15 protein-coding genes and 4 tRNA genes are annotated in these 18,679 nt (G+C 47.1%); 2 read left to right on the top strand and 17 right to left on the bottom strand.

Annotation, left to right across the window (positions count from 1 at the left end):
- Nucleotides 1–42: 42 nt before the first annotated feature.
- The 8 genes from clpX to UM402_RS04640 form a co-directional block, all read right to left on the bottom strand.
- On the bottom strand, nucleotides 43–1,320 hold the full coding sequence (gene clpX / locus UM402_RS04675) for an ATP-dependent protease ATP-binding subunit ClpX (protein WP_053952847.1): 1,278 nt from the start codon (nucleotides 1,318–1,320) through the stop codon (nucleotides 43–45).
- A gap of 25 nt (nucleotides 1,321–1,345) precedes the next feature.
- Nucleotides 1,346–1,966 (bottom strand): ATP-dependent Clp endopeptidase proteolytic subunit ClpP, encoded by a 621-nt coding sequence (gene clpP, locus UM402_RS04670; protein ID WP_053952848.1) that lies wholly within the window; start codon nucleotides 1,964–1,966, stop codon nucleotides 1,346–1,348.
- Nucleotides 1,967–2,062: 96 nt separating this feature from the next.
- Entirely contained in the window at nucleotides 2,063–3,364 is a 1,302-nt protein-coding gene (gene tig / locus UM402_RS04665; RefSeq protein WP_058579437.1) for a trigger factor, read from the bottom strand.
- A 187-nt stretch (nucleotides 3,365–3,551) separates the two neighbouring features.
- Complete coding sequence (locus UM402_RS04660; RefSeq protein WP_058579438.1) at nucleotides 3,552–3,776, bottom strand: hypothetical protein; 225 nt, start codon at nucleotides 3,774–3,776, stop codon at nucleotides 3,552–3,554.
- Nucleotides 3,777–3,868: 92 nt separating this feature from the next.
- Nucleotides 3,869–3,945, bottom strand: a tRNA-Pro gene (locus UM402_RS04655).
- A 24-nt stretch (nucleotides 3,946–3,969) separates the two neighbouring features.
- Nucleotides 3,970–4,045: transfer RNA gene (locus tag UM402_RS04650), tRNA-His, on the bottom strand.
- Between the two features lie 27 nt (nucleotides 4,046–4,072).
- Nucleotides 4,073–4,149 (bottom strand) — tRNA-Arg (locus tag UM402_RS04645).
- Nucleotides 4,150–4,179: 30 nt separating this feature from the next.
- Nucleotides 4,180–4,256: transfer RNA gene (locus UM402_RS04640), tRNA-Pro, on the bottom strand.
- A 237-nt stretch (nucleotides 4,257–4,493) separates the two neighbouring features.
- Between UM402_RS04640 and folD the strand changes: the two genes are divergently transcribed.
- A complete protein-coding gene (folD, locus tag UM402_RS04635) occupies nucleotides 4,494–5,357 on the top strand; it encodes a bifunctional methylenetetrahydrofolate dehydrogenase/methenyltetrahydrofolate cyclohydrolase FolD (RefSeq protein WP_058579439.1) in 864 nt (287 codons plus the stop codon).
- 8 nt (nucleotides 5,358–5,365) lie between these two features.
- On the opposite strand, the gene UM402_RS04630 is transcribed toward folD, so the two are convergent.
- Together UM402_RS04630 and topA are read right to left on the bottom strand one after the other, a co-directional pair.
- Nucleotides 5,366–6,094 carry a TadE family protein gene (locus tag UM402_RS04630; RefSeq protein ID WP_053952852.1) on the bottom strand — a complete coding sequence of 243 codons (729 nt, stop codon included), beginning with the start codon at nucleotides 6,092–6,094 and terminating at the stop codon, nucleotides 5,366–5,368.
- 111 nt (nucleotides 6,095–6,205) lie between these two features.
- Nucleotides 6,206–8,821, bottom strand: a complete 2,616-nt coding sequence (gene topA / locus UM402_RS04625) for a type I DNA topoisomerase (RefSeq protein ID WP_058579440.1) — start codon at nucleotides 8,819–8,821, stop codon at nucleotides 6,206–6,208.
- 295 nt (nucleotides 8,822–9,116) lie between these two features.
- Here topA and astB point away from each other — a divergent pair, with 295 nt between their 5' ends.
- Nucleotides 9,117–10,460 (top strand): N-succinylarginine dihydrolase, encoded by a 1,344-nt coding sequence (gene astB / locus UM402_RS04620; protein WP_058579441.1) that lies wholly within the window; start codon nucleotides 9,117–9,119, stop codon nucleotides 10,458–10,460.
- Nucleotides 10,461–10,545: 85 nt separating this feature from the next.
- On the opposite strand, the gene purF is transcribed toward astB, so the two are convergent.
- From purF to UM402_RS04585, 7 genes are all read right to left on the bottom strand, one after another.
- Entirely contained in the window at nucleotides 10,546–12,063 is a 1,518-nt protein-coding gene (purF, locus tag UM402_RS04615; RefSeq protein WP_058579442.1) for an amidophosphoribosyltransferase, read from the bottom strand.
- Between the two features lie 14 nt (nucleotides 12,064–12,077).
- Entirely contained in the window at nucleotides 12,078–12,572 is a 495-nt protein-coding gene (locus tag UM402_RS04610) for a CvpA family protein (RefSeq protein ID WP_053952856.1), read from the bottom strand.
- A gap of 90 nt (nucleotides 12,573–12,662) precedes the next feature.
- Nucleotides 12,663–13,214: an SPOR domain-containing protein gene (locus UM402_RS04605; RefSeq protein WP_322295454.1), complete on the bottom strand. Its 552-nt coding sequence runs from the start codon at nucleotides 13,212–13,214 to the stop codon at nucleotides 12,663–12,665.
- Nucleotides 13,211–14,491, bottom strand: a complete 1,281-nt coding sequence (folC, locus tag UM402_RS04600) for a bifunctional tetrahydrofolate synthase/dihydrofolate synthase (RefSeq protein ID WP_058579444.1) — start codon at nucleotides 14,489–14,491, stop codon at nucleotides 13,211–13,213. The genes UM402_RS04605 and folC overlap by 4 nt, the downstream gene beginning before the upstream one ends.
- Nucleotides 14,488–15,372, bottom strand: coding sequence for an acetyl-CoA carboxylase, carboxyltransferase subunit beta (gene accD, locus UM402_RS04595; protein WP_053952858.1), 885 nt, complete (start codon nucleotides 15,370–15,372; stop codon nucleotides 14,488–14,490). The genes folC and accD overlap by 4 nt, the downstream gene beginning before the upstream one ends.
- An 83-nt stretch (nucleotides 15,373–15,455) precedes the next feature.
- On the bottom strand, nucleotides 15,456–16,238 hold the full coding sequence (gene truA / locus UM402_RS04590) for a tRNA pseudouridine(38-40) synthase TruA (protein WP_058579445.1): 783 nt from the start codon (nucleotides 16,236–16,238) through the stop codon (nucleotides 15,456–15,458).
- 11 nt (nucleotides 16,239–16,249) lie between these two features.
- Nucleotides 16,250–18,679 (bottom strand): FimV/HubP family polar landmark protein, encoded by a 2,430-nt coding sequence (locus UM402_RS04585; protein ID WP_058579446.1) that lies wholly within the window; start codon nucleotides 18,677–18,679, stop codon nucleotides 16,250–16,252.

Raw genomic sequence — 18,679 nt, 5'->3', positions numbered from 1 at the left:
CAAACGGCCCTTTTTTTTTGATTACTTTTAACGCAATTTAAGCTATTCGCCCGATGCTTGCTTGTCCTTCTTCTGATTCGCGTAAATCAGAATAGGATCAGACTCACCGGCAATAACCGACTCATCGACGACCACTTTGACAACACCCTCAATTGACGGCAAATCGTACATTGTACTTAGCAGTACGCTTTCAACAATTGAACGCAAGCCGCGAGCACCTGTTTTACGGGCCATTGCTTTCTTAGCAATCGCTCTTAGTGCGTCGTCACGGAATTCTAGCTCAACGTCTTCCATGTCGAACAACGCCGCGTATTGCTTCGTTAGTGCGTTTTTAGGCTCTTTAAGTATTTCAACCAACGCAGCTTCGTCCAGCTCATCAAGCGTAGCAACGACTGGCAGGCGACCAATAAACTCAGGAATCAAGCCATAACGAACCAGATCTTCCGGCTCTACCTGAGCAATAATTTCACCTTCTTTACTCTGCTCTTTGCTTTTAACTTCCGCACCGAAGCCAATACCTGTCCCGGTCGACAAGCGTTGTTCGATAACTTTGTTTAGGCCTGCAAATGCGCCACCACAAATAAACAAGATTTTTGAGGTGTCGACCTGCAAAAACTCCTGTTGTGGATGCTTACGTCCGCCTTGTGGTGGTACCGACGCCACGGTGCCCTCAATTAGCTTAAGCAATGCCTGTTGCACGCCTTCACCACTGACATCACGAGTAATAGACGGGTTCTCAGACTTACGCGAAATTTTGTCAATTTCGTCAATGTAAACAATACCGCGCTCAGCTTTCTCGACGTCATAGTCGCATTTTTGCAGCAGCTTCTGGATGATGTTTTCAACATCTTCACCCACATAACCGGCTTCTGTCAGCGTGGTTGCATCCGCCATGGTAAATGGCACATCCAAATAACGAGCTAACGTCTCCGCGAGGAAAGTTTTACCCGACCCCGTCGGACCTATCAGCAAAATATTACTCTTGCCTAGTTCAACCTGGTCTTTCCCTTTGCCCGAGTTGCGCAAGCGTTTGTAATGGTTGTAAACGGCAACCGATAACACTTTCTTGGCGCGGTCCTGACCAATAACGTAGTCGTCCAAATGCTTTCTTATCGCTTTCGGAACCGGTAGTTCTTCCTGATCGGGTACCGGAGCAAGCTGATGAATTTCTTCTTTGAGAATATCGTTACAAAGCTCTACGCATTCATCACAAATAAACACAGACGGTCCGGCAATCAGCTTTTTCACTTCATGCTGGCTTTTACCGCAGAATGTGCAATATAGCGGCTTATCTTCGTCGCCTTTGGACTTATCCGTCATTCTACTCTCCTACCACAAATACAACTTAGGCTTCTTCGCCGCGTTGACTTAAAATGCCATCAACCAGGCCATAATCAACAGCTTCTTCAGCTGCTAAGAAGTGGTCACGATCAGTGTCTCTTGCCACTTTTTCGTAATCTTGCCCGGTGTTCTCAGCTAACATACGGTTCAAACGCTCTTTCAGATCCAAAATTTGCTTCGCATGAATTTCGAAGTCTGATGCCTGCCCCTGGAAACCACCAAGAGGTTGGTGAATCATAACGCGAGAGTTAGGTAGGCAGTAACGCTTACCTTTCGCCCCGCCAGCAAGCAAAAATGCGCCCATACTGGCCGCTTGTCCCATGCAAACTGTGCTCACGTCAGGCTTGATAAAACGCATTGTGTCGTAAATCGCCATACCCGCCGTTACAACACCACCGGGTGAGTTGATATAAAGGTAAATATCTTTATCCGGGTTGTCAGATTCTAAGAATAAAAGCTGAGCCACAATAAGATTAGCCATGTGGTCTTCTACCTGACCACAACAAAAAATAACGCGCTCTTTTAGTAAGCGCGAATAAATATCATAAGAGCGCTCCCCTTTTGATGTCTGCTCGACAACCATAGGGACTAGCTGTGCCATAGGATCCTGAATATCGCTCGACATGTTTTATAAAGCTCCTGAAATAAAAATGGCTCGTATGAGGTCATACGAGCCATTAAACCAAGCTGTAGCGTGCCCCGTCAAGGACTCACGCTGACATTATTGTTGTTTTGGATTCATAATGTCGTCAAAGCTTGCTTTTTTCTCTTTGACCGACGCTTTTTCCAAAACTAAATCGATAGCTTGCTCTTCTAACGCTAAGTTACGAACTTGCTGCATCATATCGTTATTAGACTTGTAGTACTCAATAACTTCCTGCGGATCTTCATACGCTGATGCTGCAGTAGCAATAATTTCGTCCACTTTCTCATCGTCAGCTTTAAGTTCGTTTGAACGAATAACTTCGCCTAACAACAAGCCAACTTTAACACGCTCTTTCGCCTGCTCTTCGAACAGCTCTGCCGGAAGTTCAGGCATTTGGTCTGCATTACCGCCAAAGCGCTGTGCAGCCTGCTTACGCAGTTGATCAATTTCCTGATCAATCATTGCTTTTGGCATGTCAACGTCGTTGGTTTCAACAAGGCCTTTCAGCACTTGCTCTTTGACCTTAGACTTAACTGCATTTTTCAGTTCGCGTTCCATGTTTTTACGAACTTCTTCTTTCAATGCTTCTACGCCACCTTCTTTCACACCGAACATAGCGACGAATTCGTCGTTCAGTTCAGGCAGTTCACGCTCTTCAACTTTCTTAGCAGTAACCACGAACTGAGCGTCTTTACCTTTTAAGTTTTCTGCGTGGTAGTCTTCCGGGAAAGTGACTTCAATGGTCTTTTCTTCGCCAGCTTTAATACCTTTAATTTGGTCTTCAAAGCCTGGAATCATACGGCCTTCGCCTAATTCCAAAGCGAAGTCGTCAGCTTTACCGCCTTCGAATTCTTCACCGTCGATTGAGCCAACGAAGTCCATAGTGACTTGGTCACTCTTCTTAGACTTACGCTTAACTTCTTTCCAGCTTGCGTGTTGCTTTTGCAACGTTTCAAGCATGTTATCAACGTCTTTGTCAGTTACTTCAACCGCAGGCTTTTCGACTTTAACTTTGTCTAAGTCTTTCACTTCAACTTCTGGGTAGACTTCAAAAGTTGCGGTAAATTCAAGATCTTTACCTGGCTCATTGACTTTAGGTTCAATTGCAGGCGCGCCGGCAGGGTTTAACTTTTCCTGCATTACCGCTTCAAAATATTTGCTCTGCATGACGCTTGAAGCTGCGCGTGAACGCGCTTCACGACCAAACATTTTTTGTAAAACATTTGGTGGAATTTTGCCCTTACGGAAACCGTTCACACGGCGGTGACGGTATTCTTCTTTTAATAAGCGTTTTACTTCGCTATCAATTGCATCTGCCGGGACAGTGATTGTCACGCGGCGTTCTAAACCTTGAGTTGTCTCTACAGAAACCTGCATTGCTTCATTACCTCGGTTTCAATCAATGAATGTCACTCGCATCTGTTTATCATTATAAAAATGAGATACGGCAACGGCGTTGACCTTTAAAAATGACGCAGCATTATAGCGAGGTGGCAGCTAAGAGTCGAGAGGGTATTGTTAAAAAACGAGGAGAACGCACGCAACTGCGCGCGTTCTTAATAAATTACTCTTCTAATTGTAGAATTAAGTTATTAATTTCGCCCAGTTTGTCTGGTTTGTCACCACCCATGTTTTCCTGGTCAGCCACTTCGGTTTCGTATTCATCGTAACGCCACTGCTTCAAAATTTTTAATTTCTGCTCTTTGCTAAAGTCAGTGCGGTTGATCACATCTTCTGGTTGGCCGAAAGTGCCTGCTGGATTGCGCATACAGGTTTCAAAGTCTGCCATGGTAATGCCCTCCATTTATAGCAACGATACTAATAAGCTTAGTCTTATTGACGCATTACGCAACTATCTGGAGATATGATCAAGGGAAATGATGGTCGGCGAGACTGGATTCGAACCAGCGACCCCTTGGACCCAAACCAAGTGCGCTACCAAACTGCGCTACTCGCCGAACTAACTAAGGGAAAATAAGAAATGGGGTGGATGATGGGACTTGAACCCACGACAACCGGAATCACAATCCGGGGCTCTACCAACTGAGCTACACCCACCACTGAGTGATTTTCTTTGGCGCGTTCTGGCGCACCCGGCAGGATTCGAACCTGCGACCGACGGCTTAGAAGGCCGTTGCTCTATCCAGCTGAGCTACGGGCGCACTTCGAACCTTACGCTGCCGTCAAGAGAATGGTCGGCGAGACTGGATTCGAACCAGCGACCCCTTGGACCCAAACCAAGTGCGCTACCAAACTGCGCTACTCGCCGAACTCTCTGAAAGCCCTGTCACAACCAGCGTGTAAATAGTTATTGCTAGCTGACAACGGGGGCGAATATTACCTGCTGATTATGCCAGCGTCAAACTTTTTTTCCGGAATAGCGCTCGACTGGCTACTTTTAAAACAACCTGTTGAGTTATCCAACAATCGGTGACATTAACGATGAAATAACGTTACAATAAACAGCCTATATCGTCTTGAATTCTCTCAGGTTTGGAATCTCGTTATGTCAGCTCAAATTATTGATGGAAAAGCAATCGCCAGTGCCGTGCGCCAGTCGGTCAAACAGCAAGTTCAGGAAAGACTTCAGTCCGGTCTAAGAGCACCAGGTTTAGCCGTTGTATTGGTCGGCGCTGACCCGGCTTCGGAAGTTTACGTTGGCAATAAGCGACGTGCTTGCGAAGAGGTTGGTTTCCGTTCATTTGCTTATGACTTACCAGCGACAACCACTCAGGAAAAGCTTGAGGCTTTAATAGACCAACTGAACGACGACAACGACATCGACGGTATTCTGGTTCAATTACCGTTACCTGCGGGCCTTGATGCAACACCTATTTTAGAGAGAATTCGCCCCGATAAAGACGTCGATGGTTTTCACCCTTTCAATGTAGGTCGTCTGTCACAACGCATTCCCGCATTACGTCCGTGCACACCCAAAGGCATTATAACTTTGCTAGAGCATACGCAAGTTGACTTGCATGGGCTCAATGCGGTTGTTGTCGGTGCCTCTAACATTGTCGGCCGTCCAATGAGCCTGGAGTTATTATTAGCGGGTGCAACAACCACTGTTTGTCACCGCTTCACCAATGATTTATCGGAACATGTTAAGCGTGCGGACATTCTGGTTGTTGCCGTTGGTAAGCCGGACTTCATTCCGGGAGAGTGGGTGAAACCGGGCGCTATAGTTATTGATGTGGGTATGAACCGCTTACCCGACGGACGTTTAACTGGCGATATCGAATTTGAACCTGCGGCAGAGCGCGCCGGTTGGATCACCCCTGTGCCTGGTGGCGTCGGACCAATGACGGTGGCTTCGCTCATCCAGAATACACTCCAGGCCTGTGTCGACTATCACGACAAACGAGATTAGTTCAACCACTAACGACGGAAGCCGCTCTGCAAAGAGTGCTGGGCGGTATCCGTTAACGCCCATAAAGGGTAGTCACTCATACCTTCCCTCAGCTTGCAGTAACGAACGGCCGTTGAATTATCTAAGAAACCTTGTGCAGAGCTCAGCATTTCAGCGACAAAAGGAATTTTTAATGGCAGGCACCAGTCTGTCCGTATTTTTAACACCCTCGCCTCGTGCCATTCAGCCGGTGTGTTTTCGTCGTACCGAGCATGATAATGATCCACCGCTATTTCCGTAACATCCCGCTCTAAATCGTAGTCCCAGCGCTCTTCCGAATACTCGCGAAAATCCTGTGGTGTCGGAGATAAAATGTCTAGCTGAGCAAAGCGTGTGAAGTGGAAACGCTGCTTAGCAATAGCCAGAGTTGTTGCGTACGCAAGGTTGTCTTGGTCGAGCTGAGGCTCTAAACCTGCCATTCCTGACACGAGTGTCGTCACCATGGTTTGATAGTCTCCATGGTTAATCGCTCCCGCTCGAACCGTATATTGATTAGCAACGGTTAAGGTCTGCTGAGACCACCAAATAATAAGCGCCTGAACAACCAAAAAGACAAAGGTAACAAGTATCGGCCAAACAACAATGAGTTCGATACTCGCCTGCCCCAAGCTGCGCTTTTGCTCTGTGTGTTCTGGAAAAGAAAAACCCGCTGCTGAGGAAGCAGCGGGAAGTGCTATGTCTGACTTAGACGATAACATGGGACCTCCGTGTCCAACGTGCGGTGTCTTACCTTTGACACCCGCGCATTATACGAGAGGTTAACTCAGTAAGGCTATTAGCCAACTGAGTATCCGCTTGTCAGTGTTTAACTACTTAGCGTCAACGACCCACTTACCGTCGCGATAAAAGGCTTTCCAGCCCGTTTGCTTCTTGTTCACCTCAGTGACTACGTATTGCTCTTTATTCTTACGTGAGAAGCGAACAATGGCATCATTACCGTCGTCATCCTCTTGCGGTGCCTCAGCAAGATACAGAAACTTCTTAGGCAAGCGCTCTTTAAAGCGAGCTAACTCTTTTACCGTTACCGCACGAGTTTCGCGCGACTTCGGAAAGGTATTTGCCGATAAGAAAATACCCGAGGCTCCGTCTCGCAAAACAAAATATGCGTCGGAGTCTTCGCAAGGTAATTCGGGTAACGGTACCGGGTCTTCTTTTGGTGGTGCAGGCTCGCCATTTCTAAGTAACTTACGTGTGTTCTTGCACTCACTATTGGTACAACCGAAGTACTTACCAAAACGACCATTTTTAAGCTGCATTTCAGAGCCGCACTTATCGCATTCAATAGTCGGACCGTCATACCCTTTAATGCGGAATTTTCCGCGTTCGAGTAACTGCCCGTCGCAGGTTGGGTTGTTACCACACACATGCAACTTGCGTTGTTCATCAATTAAATAGCTGTCCATAGCGGTACCGCATTTCGGGCAGCGCTTCTTAGCACGCAGAGCTTCTGTTTCCCGCTCTTCTTCGTCGCTGACTTCTATGGCTTCTTCACCAGGTGTCAGATTAATTGTCTTAGTGCAGCGTTCTTTCGGTGGCAGGTTATAACCAGAGCAACCAAGAAACACACCCGTTGATGCGGTACGAATGCCCATTTTGCGTCCACATTCCGGGCAATCAATATCGGTCAGCACCACACTGTTTGCGCGCATGCCTCCTTCTTCGGGGTCAAGCTCCGCCTTTTCCAGTCGCTGCTTGAAGTCTTCATAAAAACTGTCCAGCGTTTCTTTCCAATTACGTTTACCGGCCGCAATGTCATCAAGCGCCTGTTCCATTTCGGCAGTAAAATTGTAATTCATCAGCTCAGTGAAGTTTTCTATCAAGCGGTCATTGACAATTTCCCCCATCTTCTCAGCAAAGAAGCGACGGTTTTCCACGCGCACGTAACCGCGGTCCTGAATGGTCGAAATAATAGACGCGTAGGTTGAAGGTCGGCCAATGCCGCGCTTTTCTAACTCTTTAACCAAAGATGCTTCACTGTACCGTGCCGGAGGCTTCGTGAAGTGCTGTTCTGGCTCTAAGTGCTCAAGTGTCAGTGAGTCACCTTTTTTCAAGTCCGGTAAGTTCGTATCACCGTCCTTTTTCGATGAAGGTGGCATCACCTTTGTCCAGCCAGGGAAGCGCATAACCCGACCACGAGCTTTCAATTCAAAATCCCCGGCGGTAGCGATTAATGTCGTGCTGTCGTACTTAGCTGGCGTCATCTGACAAGCGACAAACTGGCGCCAAATCAACTCGTAAAGGCGCTGAGCATCGCGTTCCATTGACGACAAAGACGACGCTTTAATAGCAACATCTGATGGGCGTATCGCTTCGTGGGCTTCCTGTGCGTTACTTTTTGCACCATAACGATTAGGCGACTCCGGCAAATACTTTTTGCCGAACTCACTTTCAATAAGCCCCCGACATGCATTAACTGCTTCTGAGCTTAGGTTCGTCGAGTCGGTACGCATATAGGTGATATGCCCCGCTTCATACAACCGCTGAGCCATCATCATTGTCTTTTTAACGCCAAACCCTAGCCGCGTACTAGCCGCCTGTTGCAAGGTCGACGTAATAAAAGGCGCACCAGGCTTGCTGGAAGTCGGCTTATCTTCACGAGAAGTTATCTCGTAATCCGCACCTTTTAGTAAGTTTAATGCTTTATTGGTTTCTTCTTCATTAACCGGGCGGAAGTTTTTGCCGGCTTCTTTAATAACCTGCATACGTAGCTTATCGCTTGCAGTGCTGGCTAAATCAGCATAAACGTCCCAGTATTCTTCCGGTACAAAGGCTTTAATTTCGCGCTCGCGCTCAACCACTAAACGCACAGCGACTGACTGTACGCGTCCGGCGGACAAACCTCTTGCAACCTTTTTCCACAATAGCGGCGACACCATAAAACCAACGACACGGTCAAGGAAGCGCCGTGTCTGTTGAGCATTCACACGATCAGTATTTAATTGTGCCGGGTGTTTAAACGCTTCCTGAATGGCGTTTTTGGTAATTTCGTTAAATACCACACGCTTAAAGCGGTCGTCCTCGCCACCAATTAATTCCCGCAAGTGCCAGGCAATTGCCTCCCCTTCTCGGTCCAAATCCGTTGCGAGAATAATTTCGTCTGACTTTTTCGCCAGTTGCTTGAGCTCTTTAACGACTTTCTCTTTTCCCTGAAGTACTTCGTAATGGGCTTCCCAGTCATTCTCCGGATCGATACCCATGCGAGCTATCAAGCGTTTATAGTCACGCCCTTTCTGATACTTCGCTTTTGCTTCAGGCGACATTTTGCGAACTTCTGCCGCCGGCTTGCTTTTAACCGTTTCAGTCGCACGCGTTGGCAGATCACGTACGTGACCAACGCTGGACTTAACCACAAAGTCCTTACCCAGATACTTATTAATGGTTTTGGCTTTTGCCGGAGACTCGACAATGACGAGCGATTTAGCCATAGAATAATCGTTCTCTTGTTATAGATGACCGTGTATATACGTGCTAAAGATATAAATTACAAGGGCAATTGTTCTTCAGCGGCCTTTTTTAGGTATATCGGTTATCGTTACGAGAAACAACCATGATTGGTGCTTTTTGATAAAAATTCGCACAAATTAAATATTCAGTCAAAACAAGCGGGGCCTTAGCAAAGGCTTTAAAATAAAGGCTTTCAAGGGCATTTTAAAACAGTATAATGTGTCACAAATTCAATGAGCAGGTGCACACAACGTGCAGGAGTAATCCCTAGTGAGCATGGAACACTTTGAAGTCAACTACGACGGCTTAGTCGGCCCAACCCATAATTACGCCGGACTGTCTTTTGGTAATGTCGCGTCTTTAGCAAATGCTAAAGCGTCATCGAGTCCAAAAGATGCGGCATTGCAAGGCTTGAAAAAAATGAAGGCGTTGCACGATATGGGTATGAAACAAGGTGTTCTTGCGCCACAAGAGCGTCCTGACACGCACGCATTGCGTCGCTTAGGGTTTACTGGAACTGACGCTGAAGTGCTTTATAAAGCCGCCTCTGAAGCTCCCGCTATTTTTCAGGCGGTGTGCTCGGCGTCTAGTATGTGGACGGCCAACGCAGCAACGGTATCGCCAAGCGCTGATACTGCTAACGGCAAAGTTCACTTTACACCGGCTAATTTAACCAACAAATATCACCGTTCATTAGAGCCTGAAACCAGCGGCCGCATACTACAAGCCATGTTCGAAAATTCTCGCTACTTCGAACACCATAAGCACTTGCCTGATAACGAACATTTTGGTGATGAAGGTGCAGCAAACCACACTCGTTTATGTAATGAGTACGGCCATGCCGGCGTCGAGGTATTTGTTTATGGTCGCCATGCATTTGACAGCTCGAAGCCTGCGCCTAAACGCTATCCGGCACGTCAAACTCTGGAAGCATCTCAAGCTATTGCCCGCCTGCACGGCCTGAGCGAAGACAACACCGTATTTATGCAGCAAAACCCCGATGTTATTGACCAAGGGGTTTTCCATAATGACGTCATTGCTGTCGGTAACCAGAATGTCCTTTTCTACCACGAACAAGCTTTCGCAGATACCGACACTAAACTGGCTGAAATTCAGAAAAAATTCGGCAACGAAGGCGAGCTACACTTTATTAAAGTAGCAACTGACGATGTAAGCGTAGAGGATGCCGTAAGCACTTACCTGTTTAACACTCAGCTCATCACGCCGCCTAACGGCGAAATGACAATTATTGCGCCAACAGAATGTGAAGAGAACCCACGTGTAAAAAGTTACCTGGAAGGTCTTGTCAGCCAAGGCGGTCCTATTAAGCACGTGAAGTTCTTTGACGTAAAGCAGAGTATGCGCAACGGTGGTGGCCCAGCATGTCTGCGCCTACGTGTAGCCATGAACGACGAAGAAATTGCGGCAGCAAATCAGAATTGCTTAATGTCGGACGCGCTGTTTGACCGTTTGAACCAATGGGTTAATAAACACTATCGCGATGAATTAGCGGTCGATGACTTAAAAGATCCAGCCTTATTAGAAGAATCTCGCGCCGCTTTGGATGAGTTAACTCAAATTATGAAGTTAGGTTCAGTCTACGCGTTCCAACGTGACTAGTTCACATTGAACTTCCATACAAAAGGGCGCTGGGAGTATTCCTCAGCGCCCTTTTTAATTGCGTTAAATGCTCTAAGCAGCCAAATTAGTCGTTATCGTTATGCAACTCTAAGTTCGCATCTTCAGAGCCTTCTCGCTCCGCTCTTGCCGTATCATTGCGAGCAGCATGTAACTTGTCCAGATACTCTTGGTTTACATCACCCGTGACATACTCACCACTAAATACCGAGGTTTCAAAACGTTTAATTGACGTATTTTCTTCACCTACTGCGGCGACTAAGTCATCAAGGTCTTGATAAATTAAACCGTCAGCCTTAATCATGTCGCGAATTTCGATAGCTTCACGACCATGCCCAATTAGCTCGTTTGCGCTCGGCATATCAATACCATAAACATTCGGGAAACGAATTTCAGGCGCTGCTGATGCAAAATACACCTTTTTAGCTCCCGCCTCACGAGCCATTTCAATAATCTGCTCAGAGGTTGTGCCACGCACGATAGAGTCATCTACTAACAAGACGTTCTTGCCTTTAAACTCAGCACTAATTGCGTTGAGTTTACGACGAACAGACTTACGTCGCTGCGTTTGTCCCGGCATAATGAATGTGCGGCCAATATAGCGGTTTTTCACAAAACCCTGGCGATACGGCAAATCAAGCACACTGGCAATTTCCAGAGCAATATCACAGCTTGTTTCCGGAATAGGAATAACCACATCGATATCTAAGTCGGCATAATCGCGTTTCAGTTTTTCACCCAGTTTACGGCCCATATTGACACGGCTGGCATAAACCGAAATACCGTCGATGAACGAGTCAGGGCGAGCAAAGTAGACGTATTCGAAAATACATGGACAATGCATTGGCTTGTCCGCGCATTGACGCGAATAGAGCTTACCGTCGTTAGTTATAAAAATAGCTTCGCCTGGCTCAACGTCACGCACGTACTTAAACCCCGTACCGTCAATAGCGACGCTTTCAGAGGCTACAATGTACTCTTCTCCCTCATCTGTATCGCGCTTACCCAGCGCCAGAGGTCGAATGCCCCATGGGTCACGGAAGGCAACCAAACCATGTCCAATGATCATTGCAACGACCGCATACGCGCCACGAACTTTTCGGTGAACAGCAGTAACCGTTCTGAAAATATCATCATCGTTTAGCGTTAAGCTATCGTTTTTATCCAGTTCGTTAGCAAAGACGTTCAGTAAAATCTCTGAATCTGACGTGGTATTAATGTGGCGACGGGCGGTTTTAAACAAATGCTCGTGAACATCGGCTGCGTTTGTCAGGTTACCGTTATGTGCCATAGCAATACCAAACGGCGAGTTCACATAAAATGGTTGAGCCTCTGCAGAGCTTGAGCTTCCTGCCGTTGGGTAGCGAACATGACCGATACCAACAGTACCGGATAAACGGTGCATATGACGGGTATGAAAAACATCCCGAACCAAACCGTTTGCCTTGCGCAAACGTAATGTATTGTGCTCATCAACGGTCATTATGCCTGCGGCATCCTGCCCCCGATGCTGAAGCATGGTTAAACCATCATAAAGTGCTTGGTTAACCGGTTGCTTACCAACAATACCAACAATACCACACATGTCTTTTCACCATTCTATACAGGTTGAGGGACTAAAAAACTCGAGCTGTTCTCCAGGTAACTGAAGAACCATTGAATAAAGAGTCCAAAATGAGGAATGAGTAACGAATTTTGCCACCACTCGCTGGACGATAGCGGCGTAAATGAGTCGATAAAAAACAATAATGCGCTAACAATGAGCAAACCTCTGAGCGCACCAAAAACCAGCCCCAGCACCCTGTCTGTTCCAGATAACCCAGTGTGTTGAACCAGTTTTGAAATAATGTAGTTAAGAATTGCGCCAATAATCAGCGTCGCAACAAACAAAGCGGCTATGGCGGCGGCGTTTCTGAGCATAGGCTGCTCAATGCCAGTGAAGTAAACAGCTAAGTCTTGGTAAAAATAACTGGCGATGAAAAATGCAGATATCCAAATTGCCAGGGACACTGCTTCTTTGACAAAGCCCCTAACCAAGCTAATTACTGAGGACAGGCCAATAACGATGATAATGGCATAGTCAATCCAGACCATAAGCACTCACATTTGCTGCGCAAAAGACGGCGTGGATTTTAACAGAACAGGTGCATAATTGTGAGTCTTTTACACACATATTGCACTTTTTTACGGCTTGTACGTCATTATTTTGCCGTCCAGTCCCGTCAATTCTTTCAACGGTGCCAGTTGCTTTTTCAGCTCGGCCTCAGAAGTATCAGGGCCTACAAGCAACCGAGTTATTTTACCACTGGCTGACTTTTCTGAGTAAGCTGCGTAGCCTCTATCTCTGAGCTGGTCGACGAGTTTTTTGACACTGTCTTCTTTACTAAAAGCCCCCAGTTGAATAACCCAGGCTTTACCGTCAATTTCGGCTTCAACCGGCTCTCTTGGTGGTGCTTTAAGCCCTTTATCTTCGGTGATAGGCTCGGCGGACTCTGCTGTCACCTCAGTGTCTTCTTGCTGTGACACTTCTTCTACAGGTTCCGCAATCAAGTCGTCAGACATTGCGTTAGGCTGCTTCAAAGCCTCTTCAGACTCAGGCTTCAAAGGTATGGTTTCGATGGGGTCGACCGGCTGCTCTTTTTTACCATCCAGTACTTCAGGAATAATAATTACCGCTAAAGCGACAAGTATTAAGGTACCGACAAGACGGTTTTGCAAAGGACTGGCCAAGGTCACGCTCCCACTATTAATTGATTAACGCTGGACACAGTGTAAAACGAGCCGAACACGAAAACCAGTGGCTTCTCGTCACATTGACTGGCTTTTTCTATTGCACTCTCAAAAGCCGCGTTCACACTGTCAAAGGTTCGATAGTTATCTGTCAGTGCCATAACTTCCGCTAATTTGTCGGCTTGCTCACCGCGAGGCTCTTTTAACGTACCGACAAACCACTGTGTAATGATTTGCTGTAACGCCGCTTTGACCCCGACATGATCTTTATCCGACAGCATGCCAATAACAGCATAAATCGGCCTACTCTTGTAGTTCGATGCAATGTACCTTGAAGCATAAGCAGCGGCCTGAGGATTATGAGCAACATCTAAGAGCACGTCGACATTATTATACTGCGCGACCTGCATTCGACCTGGCAAAGCAGCGGAAATTAAGCCCATTTTAATCGCGTCGAGGCTAACAGGAAGTGGCAGATGCTCAATAGCCGCAATAGCTGTTGATGCGTTAATGAGCGGCAACTTAGGTTTGGGGAGGTGGCGAGCATAGACCCTATGGCTGCGATATTCCCAGTCCTTTTCAAGCTCTTTTCTGAAAAAGTCTTTCCCTACTTGGATAAGTTTGGCGCCAATAGTATCAGCCGACTCCTTTATTGACTCAGGCGCATTTTCATCACCACAAATCAGCGGTTTGTTATTACGCGCTATGCCCGCTTTTTCGCGACCTATTTGTTCGCGGTTATCACCAAGGAAAGCAATATGGTCAATACCGATGCTGGTAATGACTGACACATCAGGTTCAACACAGTTAACTGCATCGAGACGCCCTCCTAAGCCTACTTCAAGTATGGCTACGTCAACGTCCGCCTGCTTAATAAGATGTAAAGCAGCCAAAGTACCAAATTCAAAATAGGTAAGGGAAGTTTGCTGCCGCGCCTCATTGATAACCGAAAACGCTTTCGCATGACTTTGTTCAGGCAGCATTTTTCGGTTAATACGTACCCTCTCTTCATATTTGACGATATGCGGAGAAGTATACACTGCGGTTTTATAGCCAGCGGCCGACAACATTTCTTCTAAGTAACAAACTGTCGAGCCTTTTCCATTAGTTCCGCCAACCGTGATGACGTATGGTGCAGGTGTCAATACACCTGCATTTGCAGCTACCTGAGACACACGCTCCAACCCCATATCAATCTCGGTAGGGTGAAGCTTTTCCAGATAGTCGAGCCATACCTGCAGCTTGTCAGAAGCGACAGGTATGTATGAAGGAGTGTCACTCATTCTGTTTCAGGTTGGGTATCAACAGCCGTTTCGGGGGAAGGCAGGTGTTGCATTTTTGCCAGCAAGCGCGCCACTGTGTCACGCATGTCGCGTCTGTCCACGATCATGTCGATAGCACCGTGCTCAAGCAAAAACTCAGCACGCTGGAAGCCTTCCGGAAGAGTCTGACGCACAGTTTGCTCAATAACCCGAGGACCGGCAAAGCCAATAAGCGCTTTAGGTTCAGCAATATGGATATCACCGAGCATTGCTAAACTGGCCGATACCCCACCCATGGTCGGGTCAGTCAATACAGAAATAAACGGAATACCTTCTTCACTCATACGAGCCAGCGCCGCAGACGTTTTAGCCATTTGCATCAATGACATTAAGGCTTCCTGCATACGAGCGCCGCCCGATGCTGAGAAGCAAACCAGAGGTATGCGTTTTTCCAGGCAAACTTCAGCGGCTTTTACAAACTTAGCGCCAACCACTGAGGCCATTGACCCGCCCATAAAATTAAAATCAAAAGCAACGGCGACCAGAGGAACACCTTTTACCATACCTTTTTGCGCAATAAGCGCGTCGTTTTCGCCGGTACTTTTCTGCGCCGCAGCAATACGGTCTTTATACTTTTTAGAGTCTTTAAACTTTAGGACATCTTTCGGCTCAAGGTCGGTACCTATTTCCTCTCGGTTACCTTCATCTAAAAAGATATCCAGCCGGCGTCGACCGGTCACACGCATGTGATGATCGCATTTAGGACAAACATCCAGACTGCGCTCTAAGTCAGCACGATAAATAATGTTGTCACAAGAGGTACATTTGCTCCAAACCCCTTCAGGAACACCGCGTCTTTTGTTTATTTTTGGCTTTGCGAGAATTCTTTCAATCCAGCTCATAATATTCGGCTTACAGCTCTAATCAGTTTATTGGAATAGCTTACATGGTAGCACAATTCAATCAAGAAAAGAGGTCATAACAGTCACTCTAACCAGAGTGGCCCTGGCGTTACCACAGGAATTTCATAGTCGTCAGGATAAGTCACCGCAACCAAATATAAACCACCTGGCTTGGCCGTCGCCGCTGCCTGCGTCCTATCTTTTAATTCGAGTAACTCTTTAAGCCAGGATGTAGGCTGTTGCTCCTGCCCTATAACAATAAGACTACCGACAATATTGCGCACCATGTGGTGAAGAAACGCGTTCGCGCTGATATCAACAATGACAAAGTCACCTTTTCGCGTTACCTCTAATCGAGTGACATTACGGTTAGCCGAATGTGACTGGCACTGAGCCGCCCGAAAGGAGGTAAAATCGTGCTCTCCAATTAGCGCCTGAGCAGCTTCATGCATTAATTGCTCATTCAAGGGTTGGTGATAATGACTGACGCCAGATGAATGTATGCCAGGCCGTAAGCGCGTATTGGCAATAATATAGCGATAACGTCTGGCTGTTGCGCTGAAGCGCGCACTGAAATCATCTGCTACAGGCTTTGCCCAGCGTACCGCTATTCCATCGGGTAGGTTACTATTAACACCCAGCGTCCAGGCTGCACTTTTTCGTTGGCTTACTACATCAAAATGCACAACTTGCGCTGTCGCATGAACACCAGCATCGGTTCGGCCTGCACAGGTGACCTCAACGGTTTCATTGGCGACTTTACTTAATGCCTCTTCCAGGTGTTGCTGGACACTAATGACTTCACGTTGTCGCTGCCAGCCATAGTACTGACTGCCGTCATACTCCAGCCCCAGGGCTATTCGCATACTACTTAACCTTACGAATCTAAACGGTTTTTAAGGGTTTTTGCTTCTTCAGCAAGCGCTTCGTCGTCGCCATCAATCAGCTGTTGAAGTATTTCCCGCGCTTCGTCTTTCTCATCCATCTCAATATAAGCACGAGCTAAATCGAGCTGCCCAGCTGGATCATCATCCGCCGGCGCATCGCCTTCCTGGCCCGCATCTTCGTCCGGCAATACGTCTTTGACTGCTGACGACTCGTAGCGGTCATCATCTTCGTCTTCTTCGTCAGCTTCCGCCATCAGCGAATCGATATCGACGTAATCTTCGTCATCGTTTGCCGTAAATGAATCTTCATCATCTTGGCTTTCTGCTTCAGTTTCAGCCTCAGTAGACGTTTCTTCCGTTTCGGGCGATTCTTCGTCCGTCTCCGGCGCACCGCCAAACAGTGATTCTAAATCTTCATCGGCCTGACTTTCTGCTTCATCTAACGCTTCATCGTCTTCCGGAACTTCTTCTTCAATATCATCAAAGTCATCAAGTGCCTGAGTCACTTCATCCGATTCTTTCAGAAGTTGCTCAAGATCATCACTCTCGTCTTCACCTTCAAGCGTTTCATCATGTTCGGAGTCATCACCGCTCGCAACTTCAGTCTCAGCACCGTTCTCAGTGTCATCAGTGGTACTTTCTTCGAACTGGGCAAGAATGTCATCCGGATCTACCGCTTCTTCTGTCTCGCTCACTTCAGAAGGCGCCTCGTCAGAGCTTGGTGTGTCTTCTAATACGTCCTCGCTCGATGCTTCTTCGGTGCTTTCATCAGCTCCTAATTCGTCACCTAGCCCTAAATCTGCCAGCACATCATCGACTTCACTGTCGTCAAAGTCATCCGGGAGTAAATCATCCGACTCGTCCTTGTCATTTTCGGCTTCTTCATCAGACGCCTCGGCATTCTCCTCCTGAGGCTCCTCTACTTGATCATCTTCAGAAGTTTCGCCTTCACTCTCTGAAGACTCAGATTCGGCTTCCTCAGGCACTTCATTGTCTTCATCATTTTGTGGCTGCGCCTCAGAGTCTAACTCTTCGTCTGAGCTCTCTGTATCTGAGCTATCTGCAGCTGGCTCGTCATCAGTGACTTCATCGTCACCAACAGACAAGTCTATGGCTTCTTCATCATCGTCCGACTCGCCAAATAGTCTATCCAGCTCTTCCTGAGACAACTCCCCTGCATCGTCATCGTCGTCAGGTAACACGGCTTTGTCGTCTTCATCAATATCATCAGCAGCATCATCAGTGGCTGACAGCGCTTCCTGCTGACTTGACTTGTCATCTTCATCATCGTCCAGCTGTATACTGAAGTCTTCTTCCGGTTCGGCTTTGCCTGAGCCACTAAGCTCAGCCTCGAGAGCACTTAAATCGTCACCCTCATCTTCTTCATCGTCTTCGGCTTGTTGGCTGTCATCGATATCAAAAATACCATCACCAGTATCATTTTGCGGAGCGCCCCCCATTAACTCTTTGTCGAGTTCTGCGGCGGCTTCTTCCTCACTTAACTCTTTTTTACTAGCGACTTCTGGCTCTTCATCTTTATTCTTCGAAGAGCGCTTCATTAAGAATAAAACAATACCGCCAATAATCAGTAACGCAGGTAATATCGAAACTAAGAGCATATTGATGGGGTTTTGCAGCCAATTAATAAAGCCAGACTCTTCTTCTGCCTGACGCATTGCCGACTGCTGCTCTATCAGCTCCTGCTGCTGAGCAAGAACTTGTTGAAATTGGGTTTCTAATTCATCCGTTTTGGTCGCACTTTGTGCCAGCTCATCCAATCGCTCGGCTAAAGAATCAATACGTTGCTGTAACGACTGATTCTCGTCATACATTTGCTGAACCGTTTGCATGGAATTGCGAACTTCATTGCGCAGGTCTTCAAAGTTCTGTTCCTGACGTTGTTCAACCTCTTGCACAGCCTGTTCTGCACGCGTTTTCGCTTCTTCAAGCAGCTGCGTTTGCTCTTCTCGTGTTCGTTGAGTGCTTTGTTCTACTTCAGAGAGCTGTTGTGATTTTTCCTTTAACTGACCGTCAACCACTACCTGTCGACGTGCAGCCTCAGGGTTAACCATTTGAATTTCCTGCAATGACGGTATGCGCAGGTAAAAACCGTCAAGCATACGGTTCATATTGCCATCGACAAAGGCGTCATCATTTGCCTGAACAATGGCAACCATCGTTTGATACTGAGTCACACTGGAGTGCGGTTTGTAGCGACGAGCAATGTCCCACAGGGTGTCGTTAGAGGTGATGGGTCCATAACGCTCCTGACCAATACGAACGTCTTCAGCTTCAGAACCTTTAGGGCCTTTAATAACCGTGCCATCCTGCCACGGCAAAGCACTACTACTGATGCTCACCAGTAACAGTGCTGCCAATGAAAGATGTTTATACACTTGCCCTGTAATCGTTTTTTTCAT

This window comes from Idiomarina sp. OXR-189, assembly GCF_034373425.1.
In the GTDB taxonomy this organism is placed as follows: domain Bacteria; phylum Pseudomonadota; class Gammaproteobacteria; order Enterobacterales; family Alteromonadaceae; genus Idiomarina; species Idiomarina zobellii.
This window is presented reverse-complemented; position numbering and strand designations above follow the sequence as displayed.